At 46.1% G+C, this 12,884-nt stretch carries 12 protein-coding genes; all 12 read left to right on the top strand.

Going from position 1 to position 12,884, the window contains the following annotated elements:
- Positions 1 to 72: 72 nt before the first annotated feature.
- The 12 genes from arcA (at position 73) to QTO00_RS05800 (ending at position 12,792) form a co-directional block, all read left to right on the top strand.
- Positions 73 to 1,296 (top strand): arginine deiminase, encoded by a 1,224-nt coding sequence (gene arcA / locus QTO00_RS05855; RefSeq protein ID WP_038209037.1) that lies wholly within the window; start codon positions 73 to 75, stop codon positions 1,294 to 1,296.
- A gap of 57 nt (positions 1,297 to 1,353) precedes the next feature.
- Positions 1,354 to 2,265: a carbamate kinase gene (gene arcC / locus QTO00_RS05850; protein ID WP_331423602.1), complete on the top strand. Its 912-nt coding sequence runs from the start codon at positions 1,354 to 1,356 to the stop codon at positions 2,263 to 2,265.
- 190 nt (positions 2,266 to 2,455) lie between these two features.
- A complete protein-coding gene (locus QTO00_RS05845) occupies positions 2,456 to 3,466 on the top strand; it encodes an ornithine carbamoyltransferase (RefSeq protein ID WP_331423601.1) in 1,011 nt (336 codons plus the stop codon).
- Between the two features lie 560 nt (positions 3,467 to 4,026).
- Complete coding sequence (gene pyrB, locus QTO00_RS05840; RefSeq protein ID WP_331423600.1) at positions 4,027 to 4,956, top strand: aspartate carbamoyltransferase; 930 nt, start codon at positions 4,027 to 4,029, stop codon at positions 4,954 to 4,956.
- 17 nt (positions 4,957 to 4,973) lie between these two features.
- The gene (pyrI, locus tag QTO00_RS05835) at positions 4,974 to 5,438 is read left to right on the top strand and encodes an aspartate carbamoyltransferase regulatory subunit (protein WP_038209024.1); all 465 of its coding nucleotides are present in this window, start codon (positions 4,974 to 4,976) and stop codon (positions 5,436 to 5,438) included.
- Between the two features lie 399 nt (positions 5,439 to 5,837).
- Positions 5,838 to 6,326, top strand: a complete 489-nt coding sequence (locus tag QTO00_RS05830; RefSeq protein ID WP_038209022.1) for an arginine repressor — start codon at positions 5,838 to 5,840, stop codon at positions 6,324 to 6,326.
- A 145-nt stretch (positions 6,327 to 6,471) separates the two neighbouring features.
- Positions 6,472 to 8,256, top strand: a complete 1,785-nt coding sequence (locus QTO00_RS05825) for a protein-disulfide reductase DsbD (RefSeq protein ID WP_331423598.1) — start codon at positions 6,472 to 6,474, stop codon at positions 8,254 to 8,256.
- Between the two features lie 232 nt (positions 8,257 to 8,488).
- Positions 8,489 to 9,124, top strand: a complete 636-nt coding sequence (locus QTO00_RS05820) for a response regulator (protein WP_038209020.1) — start codon at positions 8,489 to 8,491, stop codon at positions 9,122 to 9,124.
- A 120-nt stretch (positions 9,125 to 9,244) separates the two neighbouring features.
- Positions 9,245 to 9,871: a MarC family protein gene (locus QTO00_RS05815; protein ID WP_331423595.1), complete on the top strand. Its 627-nt coding sequence runs from the start codon at positions 9,245 to 9,247 to the stop codon at positions 9,869 to 9,871.
- 217 nt (positions 9,872 to 10,088) lie between these two features.
- On the top strand, positions 10,089 to 10,352 hold the full coding sequence (locus tag QTO00_RS05810; RefSeq protein WP_248329647.1) for a DUF4212 domain-containing protein: 264 nt from the start codon (positions 10,089 to 10,091) through the stop codon (positions 10,350 to 10,352).
- A gap of 12 nt (positions 10,353 to 10,364) precedes the next feature.
- Entirely contained in the window at positions 10,365 to 12,092 is a 1,728-nt protein-coding gene (locus tag QTO00_RS05805; protein ID WP_038209015.1) for a sodium:solute symporter family protein, read from the top strand.
- 211 nt (positions 12,093 to 12,303) lie between these two features.
- Positions 12,304 to 12,792: a hypothetical protein gene (locus QTO00_RS05800; protein ID WP_038209012.1), complete on the top strand. Its 489-nt coding sequence runs from the start codon at positions 12,304 to 12,306 to the stop codon at positions 12,790 to 12,792.
- Positions 12,793 to 12,884 lie beyond the last annotated feature (92 nt).

Genomic DNA, 12,884 nt, shown 5'->3' with positions numbered 1-12,884 from the left:
CTTCTTTTCCCTACACATAAATATTAGTTTTATAAAAATTAAAACTAATTTAAATATAAGAGAGATACGATCATGAGTAAGTTATACGTAGGTTCTGAAATCGGTCAATTACGTCGCGTTCTGGTTCACCGTCCAAGACGAGCTCTGACTCACCTAACACCTTCTAACTGTCACGATCTGCTATTTGATGACGTATTGGCGGTTGAGCGTGCTGGTAAAGAGCACGACGTATTCACTCAAACATTACGTGACCAAGGCGTTGAAGTTCTACTTCTAACTGACCTATTGGCAGATACACTTGCTGTCCCAGAAGCGAAAGAGTGGCTACTGAGCCACCAAGTATCTGAATACCGCCTTGGCAAAACATTCGCTAACGACGTTCGCTGCTACCTAGGTGATCTACCAAACCTAGAGCTTGCTAAGATTCTGACTGGTGGTCTTTCTTACGCTGAAATGCCAATGAAATCATCTTCAATGATGCAGGGCCTTCACGCTCCAACTGACTTCATCATTGAACCACTACCAAACCACCTATTTACTCGTGACACGTCTTGCTGGGTATACGGTGGCGTATCAATCAACCCAATGGCTAAGCCTGCTCGTCAACGTGAAACTAACCATGTTCGTGCTATCTACCGCTGGCACCCAACTTTCGCAGGCCAAGACTTCATTAAGTACTTTGGCGATGACGAAAACATCAACTACGACAACTCAACAATCGAAGGCGGTGACGTGCTTGTTATTGGCCGTGGCACAGTTCTTATCGGTATGTCTGAGCGTACGACTGCTCAAGGTGTTGAACACCTAGCTTCTGGTCTATTCAAACACGGTCAAGCGAAACAAATCATCGCAATGGAGCTTCCTAAGCACCGCTCTTGCATGCACTTAGACACAGTAATGACTCACATGGACGAAGATACCTTCTCTGTTTACCCAGAAGTGGTTCGTAAAGATGTGAAGTGCTGGAGCCTAACAGGTGATGAGTCTGGCGCTGTAAATGTGAAAGAAGAAGGCTACTTCGTTACTGCTATCGAAAAAGCACTAGGCGTAGACAAGCTAAACCTAATCACAACAGGTGGCGACAACTTCCACGCAGAGCGTGAGCAGTGGAACGACGCGAACAATGTTCTAACTGTTAAACCTGGCGTAGTTGTTGGTTACGAAGGCAACACTTACACCAACGAGAAATACGACAAAGCAGGCATCACTGTTCTACCTATCCCAGGTGATGAGCTAGGCCGTGGTCGTGGCGGTGCTCGCTGCATGAGCTGCCCAATCGAGCGTGACGGTATCTAAGTAAGTGTTATTTGGCAGGAGCCAGTTGCTCCTGCCCCCTGCAGAGAGATTTAAGCAATGACTAAACAAACAGTAGTTGTAGCACTAGGTGGTAACGCTCTACTTCGTCGTGGCGAGCCATTAGAAGCTGAAGTTCAGCGCCAAAACATTGAAATTGCAGTTAAAACAATTTCTCAAATCGCGCAAGAGTACAACGTTGTTCTTGTTCACGGCAACGGCCCACAAGTCGGCCTACTTGCACTACAGGGCCTAGAGTACAAAAAGGTAGCACCATACCCACTAGACGTACTAGGCAGCGAGACTCAAGGCATGATCGGCTACATGCTGATGCAAGAGTTCAAAAACCAAATGCCAGATATCAACTCGACGTGCATGCTAACGCAAATGACCGTTGATCCAAATGACCCAGCATTTGCTGACCCAACTAAGCCAATTGGCCCGATTTACGAAGAAGCTGAAGCTCGTGAACTAGCTGAGAAGTACCGCTGGACAATCAAGCCAGACGGCAAACACTTCCGCCGCGTCGTTCCTAGCCCTCAACCAACAGGCATCATTGAGCACGAAGCGATCACTAAGCTCATCGATGAAGGCCACTTAGTTATCTGTACTGGTGGTGGCGGTATTCCGGTGAAACGTGAAAACGGCAAGTTAACCGGTGTTGAAGCGGTAATCGATAAAGATATGTCAGCAGCGTTCTTAGCGAAACAGCTAGATGCAGACGCACTGCTTATCCTAACTGACGCTGATGCAGTTTACCTAGATTGGGGCAAACCAACCCAACACGCTCTGCGCGCAACGACGCCAAGTGAACTGGCTAAATACGAATTCGATGCAGGTTCTATGGGGCCGAAGATTGAAGCATCGTGCGAGTTCATCAAACAAGGTGGCAAAGTTGTGGGTATCGGCTCGCTAGAAGATGGCTTACGTATTCTTCAAGGCACAGCTGGCACCAACATTACTAAAGGCTAAGCAGAATTTTGCTCCACAACGGGAGCGATTCATTGAACAGCAGACCCTCGTTGAACTTATTGCTTTCATGTCTCGCTCCTTTTTAAAGAACAACACAATTAGTTAGACCAATATTACTGAATTTATGCACTTTCTTACTCCTTTACCCTGCAATCAAGAGAGTGCAATCAAAACAAAGAAGGAAAACATCATGGCTTTTAACCTACGTAACCGTAACTTCCTAAAACTACTAGACTTTACTCCACGCGAAATTCAACACATGTTGGATCTTTCTGCGGAGCTTAAAAAAGCGAAATACAACGGCTATGAGCAACCTCGTCTAAAAGGCAAAAACATTGCCCTAATTTTCGAGAAAACTTCTACTCGTACTCGTTGTGCATTCGAAGTTGCAGCATTTGACCAAGGCGCTCAAGTTTCTTACTTAGGCCCATCGGGCTCTCAAATCGGTCACAAAGAGTCAATGAAAGATACAGCACGCGTTCTTGGCCGCATGTACGATGGCATCGAGTACCGTGGCTTTGGTCAAGAAATCGTTGAAGAGCTAGGCGCTTACGCGGGTGTTCCAGTATGGAACGGCCTGACCGACGAGTTCCACCCAACTCAAATCCTAGCTGACTTCCTAACTATGATGGAACACGGCCGTGGCAAACAGCTACATGAAATGAAGTTTGCTTACCTAGGCGACGCTCGCAACAACATGGGTAACTCGCTAATGGTTGGTGCGGCGAAAATGGGCATGGACATCCGCCTAGTGGCTCCAAAAGCATTCTGGCCAGAAGAAGAGCTAGTAGCGACTTGTCGCGAAATCGCTGAAGAGACAGGTGCGAAGATCACTCTAACTGAAGACGTTCAAGAAGGCATTCAAGGTTGTGATTACCTATACACTGACGTTTGGGTATCTATGGGAGAAGCAAAAGAAGCGTGGGCTGAGCGTATCAACCTAATGATGCCTTACCAAGTAAACATGGAAATGCTAAAAGCGACTGGCAACCCAGATGTGAAATTCATGCACTGTCTACCTGCATTCCACGGTGAAGATACCACAGTTGGTAAGCAACTAGCAGCAGAATACCCACAACTAAAAGATGGCGTAGAAGTGACAGATGAAGTTGTTGAATCTAAGCACTCTATCGTCTTCGACGAAGCAGAAAACCGTATGCACACCATCAAAGCAGTAATGGTTGCGACACTAGGCGACTAATATCACTAATAACAAACTCTAATACTCAAAATAGTCGGAGCTGTAGCAAAGCAACAAATTTCCGACTCTCCATGAGCTTAGTCCGCTAAGTGATTGGGCTGGGCTGGCATTCCAGGGAGGAAATGAAGTTAACGCAGCTAGAGCTTCAAATATGAAGAGTATTAATTTGCAGGGAAATGCGGGTGGAGTTCAGTACGCTGAATAAAGCCCGCATTTTTTTTCATCCACTTTTTGTCCAACATCGTCACAAACCTCCTTCAAGCAAGTTCTACCAATGGCTGCGAAAAACCACCCAAAACCGGGCTATTTCGCATAAAAATCCAATTTCTGGATAGTTTACGCAAACGCTTGCGTCACGAAATTTTGTCCGTATAATCCTCCGCAATTTGTCTAGGAGAGCATCAATGAACCAGCAATTAACAACCCAACGTTGTTACAAAACACGCCCTGAATCGGGGACGTTCGCTGTTCTATTTTTTGTCTCCATCTATCCAATATCCGCCTCCTATTGTTAGGGGGCTTTTTTTTGTCTGTCATCCACGAGACGAGGAAATACTGCTATGGCGCATTCGTTATTTAACAAGCACATCATCTCTATCCCTGAGCTCAGCCGCAGCGAGCTAGAGCTTATCGTTGACACTGCTGCACGCTTAAAAGCGGAGCCAAACCCTGAGCTACTGAAAAACAAGGTTGTGGCGAGCTGCTTCTTTGAACCTTCGACTCGTACTCGACTGTCATTTGAAACAGCGGTAGAACGCTTAGGCGGCAGCGTGATTGGTTTCGATAATGGCGGTAACACTTCACTAGCGAAGAAAGGTGAAACACTAGCGGACTCGGTACAAGTGATTGCGTCATACGTGGATGCGTTCGTAATGCGCCACCCACAAGAAGGGGCAGCACGTTTAGCTTCTGAGTTTTCTAACGGCGTACCAATCGTTAACGGCGGTGATGGTGCGAACCAGCACCCAACTCAAACGCTGCTTGACCTGTTCTCTATCTACGAGACGCAAGGCACGCTCGACAACCTAAACGTTGCCTTCGTCGGTGACCTTAAGTATGGCCGCACTGTGCACTCACTGACTCAAGCGTTGGCTAAGTTTGACAACGTGCGTTTCTTCTTTATCGCACCTGATGCGTTGGCCATGCCTGACTATATCTGCGAAGAGTTGGAGGAAGCAGGTATCAAGTTCAGCATGCACAACAATATTGAAGAAGTGGTACCTGAACTCGACGTGCTTTACATGACTCGCGTTCAAAAAGAGCGTTTTGATGAGTCAGAGTACGCGCACATGAAATCAGCCTTCATCCTTACTGCAGCAACACTAGAGGGTGCGCGCGACAACCTGAAAGTACTGCACCCACTTCCACGTGTTGATGAGATTACGACCGATGTCGATAAGACCAAGCACGCTTACTACTTTGAGCAAGCAGAAAACGGCGTTTACGCTCGTGAAGCTCTATTAGCCCTAGTTTTGAACGAAACTCTTTAATCCGCAGGAGAACTATCATGGTAAAAGAAACTCAACTACAAGTAGAAGCGATTCGTAACGGTTCTGTTATTGACCATATTCCTGCAAACATTGGCATCAAGGTGCTAAAACTGTTCAAAATGCACAAGTCAAATGAACGCATTACGATCGGTTTAAACCTGCCATCATCTGCACTGGGTGCGAAAGATCTGATCAAGATTGAGAACATCTACTTAACTAAAGAGCAAGCAAACCAACTTGCCCTTTACGCACCAAAAGCAACTGTAAATCAGATTGAAGAGTACAAGGTAGTTAACAAGCTAAACCTAGTACTTCCGGAGAGCATTGAGAGTGTGTTTGAGTGTCCGAACAGCAACTGTATTTCTCATGGCGAGCCTGTTGAAAGTCGCTTTAAAGTTCAGCAAAAAAGAGAAAATGTGCAGCTAAAATGTCACTACTGTGAAAAAGTATTCTCGCGCGAAATCATGACAGAAGCGCGCTAATCACGTTGCCTTTGAGCTCTGCAATTCACCACTAAAAATAAGCTGGATATTTATTCTCACACGGGAATAAATATCCACTCAATCACAGTAGATCACTCCACTACACCCATGCTTGTATAGTTATTTATTTGGCGATCGCCCTCACAAAGCCACATATACTTTGGTGGTATTATGATGTTCACAGAGATCGTTTTTATGCAAAAGCAATTCACCCTGCTTACCTAGCATCATCTCTCATAGCAATCAGGAAGAGTAAGTGTTCAGGTACTTATTTAGGTTGTTATTAAAGCTGAGTCACCATTAGAAGTGACCGCTCAAACTAGTGTGGCATCTATACGGAGTTAAGTGCCAATCGTTGCATGGACGAAAAACCCCTACGTCATGTTTTAAGGAGTTCCCATGAGTGAAACTCTAACCACATCCACCATCGATTATAGTGAAGACAAAACGCTAACTGCAGCTTGCAAACGTCTGCTGCAACAGCAGAGTTTTAGCACTCAAAATGAGCTCCGCGAGGCTTTGGTTGATATCGGCTTTGAAGGTATTAGCCAATCTACTGTGTCACGACTGCTGTCTCAACTTGGCGTCGTAAAAGTACAAAATGCCTGCGGTAAAAAGGTGTATTGCATTACCGTAGAAACCGCACCGGTGAGAGTCGAATCTTCAATTTCATCGCAAATTGAGTTCATCACCCACAACCAAGCTATGGTGGTGGTTAAAACTCACCCAGGTAGCGCGCAGCTTGTGGCTCGACTGGTGGATATTGACCCACATACGGAGATCTTAGGTACGGTCGGTGGCAATGACACGGTATTGGTCATCCCCAAAGATACCGCCAACATAGACGCATGTGAACGAGTTGTACGTACTCGACTTGGCGTCGCCTAGACCTTTCCCCTCAGGTCCTATTCCTGAGGGGAAATCAGCGAACCAATGAGCGACGAAGATTAATTTTCTCTGGTTGAAACTTATTTCCCCTTTCCTCTGTCTGATTGAGTTAAAATGATGAAAATTTAACTTAAGTGACTCTTCTATGCGCTTCGCTTTTTCTATAATGTTGCTGTGTTTATCTATTGTTTCTGCGCCTGTTGCGGTCGCTTTCGGCCAGTCTGAACCTGCTCCAATTTTTAGCAACCGCAATACTTTCGTACCAGTAGACCAAGCTTTCCCATTTAACTTTTTCCAGCAAGGGAATCGTATTTTCCTCGATTGGCAAGTCAAAGACGATTACTACCTCTATCAGCAACGTATCTCAATCAGTGGAGAGAGTCTCACCTTAGGCAATATAGAAATGCGCGACGGAGAGCCCTATCACGATGAGTTCTTCGGTGATGTAAACATCTACACCACACCACTATTTGTAGAAGTACCATTGTCCAATTATCAACAAGGCGCTCGCCTGATCGTTCAATACCAAGGCTGTGCTAAAGCGGGATTCTGTTACCCTCCAGAAACGCGAATCATCGATATCACCCGCTTCGATTTCCAAAATGCCAACGCTGTGATTCCTGCACAAAAAACGACTAACGAATCCAGCACCACTGCTAACAGCACGCCAGTTTCCAGCGAGTCTAACCTTGCTGCAAAACTGAGCGATAACTGGTGGACCCCACTGCTATTTTTAGCACTAGGTATTGGTTTAGCGTTCACGCCATGCGTGCTACCTATGTACCCAATCCTAACGAGTATTGTATTGGGCAGTGGCAAGCTTAGTCATCGCCGAGCATTGGGTCTCTCTTTCGTTTACGTCCAAGGCATGGCATTGACCTACACCCTGCTTGGGCTAGTGGTCGCTTCTGCGGGTATGCAATTCCAAGCGGCGATGCAACACCCGTACGTTCTGATCGGTTTAAGTGTTCTGTTTGTGGCACTTTCGCTGTCGATGTTTGGCCTGTATAACCTGCAACTGCCAAGTGGTATGCAAACTTGGCTCAATAACCTCAGCAACAAACAACAAGGTGGAAGCTCAGTCGGCGTGTTTGCGATGGGAGCTATCTCTGGATTGGTCTGCTCGCCATGTACCACTGCCCCGCTTTCTGGCGCACTGCTGTATGTAGCCCAAAGCGGAGATCTGTTAACTGGCGGGATCGCACTCTATGCCCTAGCAATGGGGATGGGCATTCCATTGATGCTAGTTGCTGTATTCGGCAATAAACTACTGCCAAAAGCGGGCGGATGGATGGACCGGGTCAAAACACTGTTTGGCTTCATCTTGCTTGCGGCGCCAATCTTCCTACTTGAGCGTATCTTGCCTGAAGTGTGGGCGACAGGTTTATGGTCAGCGCTAGGTGTTGCCGCATTTGGTTGGCTCTACCATATAAAAAACTCACTACCATTCGGTGGCTGGAAACAAAGCGTTGTTGGCATTGTCGCTGTACTTGGACTATTTGCTTCCGCTCAACCTGCTTTGAACTATTACTTCGGCAATAGCACTGTGAGCGAACAACAAAGTCAGATTACGTTTACTCGTATCGCCAATGTGGATGAACTGAACACCCAACTTGCACAAGCAAAAGCTGAGGGCAAGGCAGTGATGCTCGACTTTTATGCCGATTGGTGTGTGGCATGTAAAGAGTTTGAAAAATACACCTTCCACCAGCCAGCGGTTGAGTCTCGATTGAAGGATTTTGTCTTGTTGCAAGCCGATGTAACACGCAATCAACCACAGGACATTGCCTTACTCAAAGAGATGAATGTTCTTGGCCTACCAACCATCGAGTTCTGGGATGCCAATGGAACCCCAGTTTCAAATGCTCGCATCACAGGTTTTATGAATGAGCCGACCTTCTTAGAGCATTTGGACACCCATAACCTTTAAGCTATATAAACAACGCCAGCTTCCCAAGCAGGCGTTGTTGTATCCTCCTAGCCACTATCAATAAAATTGAGCAAATACCTCTTAACAGGTCGCCGATATGCGTTGACTCGCCCCGATATGCAATTTTGCTAATAAAACCCGATACAGTTCAGACTTTTAGCGGATAAATATTGTCCAGAGCGGCAAAGGTGCAATAATTCCATTAACTAAACCGTCATAAGTAGTTAACGTCATGGATTCGACTTACACCATAATCATCGCAGATGATCACCCTCTATTTAGAAATGCACTGTTCCAATCTGTGCATATGGCGGTCAGTGGAGCGAACCTACTAGAAGCAGACTCACTCGATGCGCTTCTTACCCTACTCGCCAAAGAAGATGAACCCGACCTACTGCTACTCGATTTAAAAATGCCAGGGGCAAACGGTATGTCAGGTTTGATTCAACTACGCGCTGAATATCCAGACCTACCGATTGTCGTGGTCTCGGCCAGTGAAGAATCTGCAGTGGTGACCCAAGTTAAAAGCCATGGTGCATTTGGTTTTATTCCTAAATCTAGCGACATGCGCGAACTTGTCAGCGCGCTTAACCAAGTACTTAATGGCGAACCCTTCTTCCCTGAAGGCTCAATTACCAACAATGCTGCCTGCAATGACTTAGCTGAGAGAATTGCCGCTTTAACACCTCAACAGTACCGAGTGTTAGGAATGCTATCTGATGGCTTGCTAAATAAGCAAATTGCCTACGAACTCAATGTTTCCGAGGCGACAATTAAAGCCCATATGACAGCAATTTTTCGTAAGTTAGGTGTAAAAAACCGAACTCAAGCAGTAATCTTGCTCCAACAGCTAGAATCTGAATCTTAATTCACGAAAACCTGACACCAAAACCTATTATTTTTGTAATAGTGAATAGGGTCATATGGCCCTATATCAGGCAAAAATCTGATTTACCCCTCTGTTCATCAAACTCTGGGAGTACTTCTCTTGCTAAGCATCTTAATCACTCAGTTCGTCGTCCTTTGGGCCGTTATCGACCCTATCGGAACAGTCCCTGTATATCTGTCTCAAACTCAGCACCTCAGCGCGAAACAACGCCGTTTGGTCGCGTTAAAAGCCGTTGCGATTGCTACTGGCGTGCTGGTATTTTTCCTCGTCGCTGGACAACTGCTCCTAGAGGCTATGCAGATACCTCTGCCTGCCTTTCAGGCTGCTGGCGGCTTAGTATTACTTCTGTTTGCTTTAACCATGATTTTCGGTGAAGCCAAACCTGAACAAGAAGCCAAATTGTCCGAAGGTGTCAGCCGCTCAGAGTTAGCTGATCTGGCCGTCTACCCACTTGCCATGCCTTCTATTGCCTCACCCGGTGCCATGATGGCGATAGTAATGCTTACGGATAACCATAGGTACGCAGTTATCGATCAGGGAATCACCGCAGCGGTAATGCTCACGGTACTACTTATTACTCTGCTCCTGCTCCTTGGAGCAACCCATATCCAAAAATGGATTGGCAATGTCGGGGCCGCCATTATTAGCCGTGTTATGGGGCTGATTCTCGCCGCTGTCGCTGTCAACAACCTGCTGATGGGGATCAAAGATTTCTATCTTGGATAACAAAACCTGCTGCCGTAATCATGAAACTGTTAGACTTTAGGCTAACTTAACAACCCATTAACATCACAAATTTACCCCACCTAAGCCTTAAGCGCCTTATCTACGGGCGCTTTTTGTTTTTCTCTCCCCGACTAAAGTTGAAAAGAGTTCTTGCTTAACCCTTGCTAATGTACATATTGAAACATTTTCTTAACAACAAACACGTAAGGAGACGGCAATGGCGTTTGAAAGTCAGGATAAAGCCAAAGCCTACTGGGATAAGAACGTTAAACTGATGATAACCCTAATGGTTATCTGGTTTGTCGTTTCATTCGGCTGTGGCATCTTATTTGTAGATGTGCTCAATCAATTTCAACTAGGTGGGTACAAACTTGGTTTCTGGTTTGCTCAACAAGGCTCAATCTATGCCTTCCTAGGTATTATTTTCTACTACGCGTGGAAAATGCGCCAAATCGACCGTGAATTCGGCGTAGATGAGTAAGGAGTAACTCAGATGGATTTGAAAACAATCACTTACCTCGTTGTTGGTGCGACCTTTATCCTTTACATCGGTATCGCGATTTGGGCACGTGCTGGATCAACTAAAGAGTTCTATGTTGCAGGTGGTGGTGTAAACCCTATCGCGAACGGCATGGCAACAGCAGCAGACTGGATGTCAGCAGCATCATTTATCTCTATGGCAGGTCTGATTGCCTTTATGGGTTACGGCGGTTCCGTATTCCTTATGGGCTGGACAGGCGGTTACGTACTTCTAGCACTTCTACTTGCACCTTACCTACGTAAGTTCGGCAAGTTCACAGTACCTGAGTTCGTAGGTGAACGTTTCTACTCAAACGCAGCGCGTATCGTAGCGGTTGTGTGTCTCATCATCGCATCGGTCACTTATGTAATCGGTCAGATGAAAGGTGTTGGTGTTGCGTTCGGTCGTTTCCTAGAAGTTGACTACTCAACAGGTCTACTGATCGGTATGTGTATCGTATTTATGTACGCGGTAATGGGCGGCATGAAAGGGATCACCTACACGCAGATTGCTCAATATTGCGTACTCATTTTAGCTTACACTATCCCTGCAATCTTTATCTCTCTGCAACTAACAGGTCACCCTCTGCCTCAGATTGGTCTAGGTAGTACCCTACAAGGCACCGATGTTTATCTGCTCGATAGGCTCGACCAGGTAGTCACCGAGCTCGGATTTAGTGAATACACCACTCAAGTCCGTGGCGATACGCTAAACATGTTCGTTTACACCATGTCACTAATGATCGGTACTGCGGGTCTGCCACACGTAATCATCCGTTTCTTCACTGTACCGAAAGTTCGTGATGCACGTACTTCAGCAGGTTGGGCACTTGTATTCATTGCTATCCTATACACTACTGCACCAGCGGTATCAGCGATGGCTCGTCTCAACCTAATGGATACGGTTAATCCAGCGCCAGGTCAGCATCTAGCTTATGATGAACGCCCTGCTTGGTTTAAGAACTGGGAGAAAACAGGTCTACTTGGTTTCGACGATAAGAACGGTGATGGCAACATCCAGTACACGTCTAGCGCAGCGACTAACGAGTTAAAAGTTGACCGTGACATCATGGTACTGGCTAACCCTGAGATTGCTAAGCTACCGAACTGGGTAATCGCTTTGGTTGCTGCAGGTGGTCTAGCGGCAGCACTATCAACGGCGGCTGGTCTCTTATTGGCTATCTCGTCCGCGATATCCCATGACTTAATCAAAGGTGTAATAAATCCAAATATATCCGAGAAGAAAGAGCTACTCGCCAGTCGAATATCTATGGCAGTGGCGATTGCGGTGGCAGGCTATCTCGGCCTCAACCCACCAGGCTTTGCAGCAGGTACGGTAGCACTGGCCTTTGGTCTCGCCGCTTCCTCTATCTTCCCTGCTCTGATGATGGGCATCTTCAGCAAGGGTATCAATAAGGAAGGCGCAATCGCAGGTATGATTGCAGGTATCAGTATCACTCTGTTCTACGTATTCCAACACAAAGGCATTCTATTCATTGCTGATTGGAAATACCTAGAAAGCTGGGGTAGCAACTGGTTCCTAGGCATTGAGCCAAACGCATTTGGTGCAATCGGCGCAGTCTTTAACTTCATCGTTGCATTCGCAGTATCGAAAGTGACTGCAGAAACGCCACAAGAAGTGAAAGACTTGGTTGAACACGTACGTGTCCCAGCAGGCGCTGGCGGTGCGGTAGACCACTAAAATTAAACCTATACCCAACATCATTGGAGCTGCAGAAGCGAAAATGCAGGGTATAAGCCACAAAAGCCCCTTCGGGGGCTTTTCTATTAGCCTAACTTATTCTAATAATTAAGCTTATATCAGATACGACATTAGTCTCTTGGGTGTGGAATCTCCCGATATTGAAGTCGCTTTTTCTAAGCAAGCCTAGGACAGAAGTAAGGATTACGAGATGTTCAAAAACAAACACTTTATCGTCGCGCTCTTGGTTGCCCCTATTTTGGCGATCATTGCTTATTTGGGTGTCGACATAGCAGTAAGTGAAAAGCCTCATGCGGCCAAGAAAGGTGAAAGCTATAAGTTGGTCAGTAAATCAAATTGCCGCTACACCAGTGGCTTGTGTGATATGGAAAATGGCGAGTTCAAGGTTCAGTTCCGCTCAGAGAAAATAGACTCGCAAGGGTTAGATCTAAGCCTTAAAGCCGCATTCCCACTAACCGGCGTAAAACTCTCACTGGTTGAAAGCCAAGACCAGCAAGGCACCCCAGTCGATATGATTGCCAGCGACAGTTCATCACAGCACTGGCATATCTCTCTTCCTACTCCTACTTCAGATGAAAACTGGTTAAGAGTTGTGATTCAAGCCGATGACACTCTTTACTATGGTGACACCCAAACCCGCTTTGTTACTTACGAAACACTGCTTTCTGATAAGAACTAATGGCACAAAAAAAGGGAGCGAAAGCTCTAATGCCGATCAGTTAAACATTAATCGGCAGATCAATTGAATGATCCCTCCAGTGTGTAAAAATC

This window comes from Vibrio sp. M260118 (genome assembly GCF_036533755.1).
Taxonomy (GTDB): Bacteria; Pseudomonadota; Gammaproteobacteria; order Enterobacterales; family Vibrionaceae; genus Vibrio.
This window is presented reverse-complemented; position numbering and strand designations above follow the sequence as displayed.

What these genes read in the sequence shown, in the direction of transcription:
- QTO00_RS05845 (WP_331423601.1), top strand. Translation starts at nt 2,456, where the DNA reads ATGGCTTTTAACCTACGTAACCGTAACTTCCTAAAACTACTAGACTTT.
- QTO00_RS05820 (WP_038209020.1), top strand. Translation starts at nt 8,489, where the DNA reads ATGGATTCGACTTACACCATAATCATCGCAGATGATCACCCTCTATTT.
- QTO00_RS05830 (WP_038209022.1), top strand. Translation starts at nt 5,838, where the DNA reads ATGAGTGAAACTCTAACCACATCCACCATCGATTATAGTGAAGACAAA.
- QTO00_RS05810 (WP_248329647.1), top strand. Translation starts at nt 10,089, where the DNA reads ATGGCGTTTGAAAGTCAGGATAAAGCCAAAGCCTACTGGGATAAGAAC.
- arcA (WP_038209037.1), top strand. Translation starts at nt 73, where the DNA reads ATGAGTAAGTTATACGTAGGTTCTGAAATCGGTCAATTACGTCGCGTT.
- QTO00_RS05800 (WP_038209012.1), top strand. Translation starts at nt 12,304, where the DNA reads ATGTTCAAAAACAAACACTTTATCGTCGCGCTCTTGGTTGCCCCTATT.
- arcC (WP_331423602.1), top strand. Translation starts at nt 1,354, where the DNA reads ATGACTAAACAAACAGTAGTTGTAGCACTAGGTGGTAACGCTCTACTT.
- QTO00_RS05805 (WP_038209015.1), top strand. Translation starts at nt 10,365, where the DNA reads ATGGATTTGAAAACAATCACTTACCTCGTTGTTGGTGCGACCTTTATC.
- pyrI (WP_038209024.1), top strand. Translation starts at nt 4,974, where the DNA reads ATGGTAAAAGAAACTCAACTACAAGTAGAAGCGATTCGTAACGGTTCT.
- QTO00_RS05825 (WP_331423598.1), top strand. Translation starts at nt 6,472, where the DNA reads ATGCGCTTCGCTTTTTCTATAATGTTGCTGTGTTTATCTATTGTTTCT.
- pyrB (WP_331423600.1), top strand. Translation starts at nt 4,027, where the DNA reads ATGGCGCATTCGTTATTTAACAAGCACATCATCTCTATCCCTGAGCTC.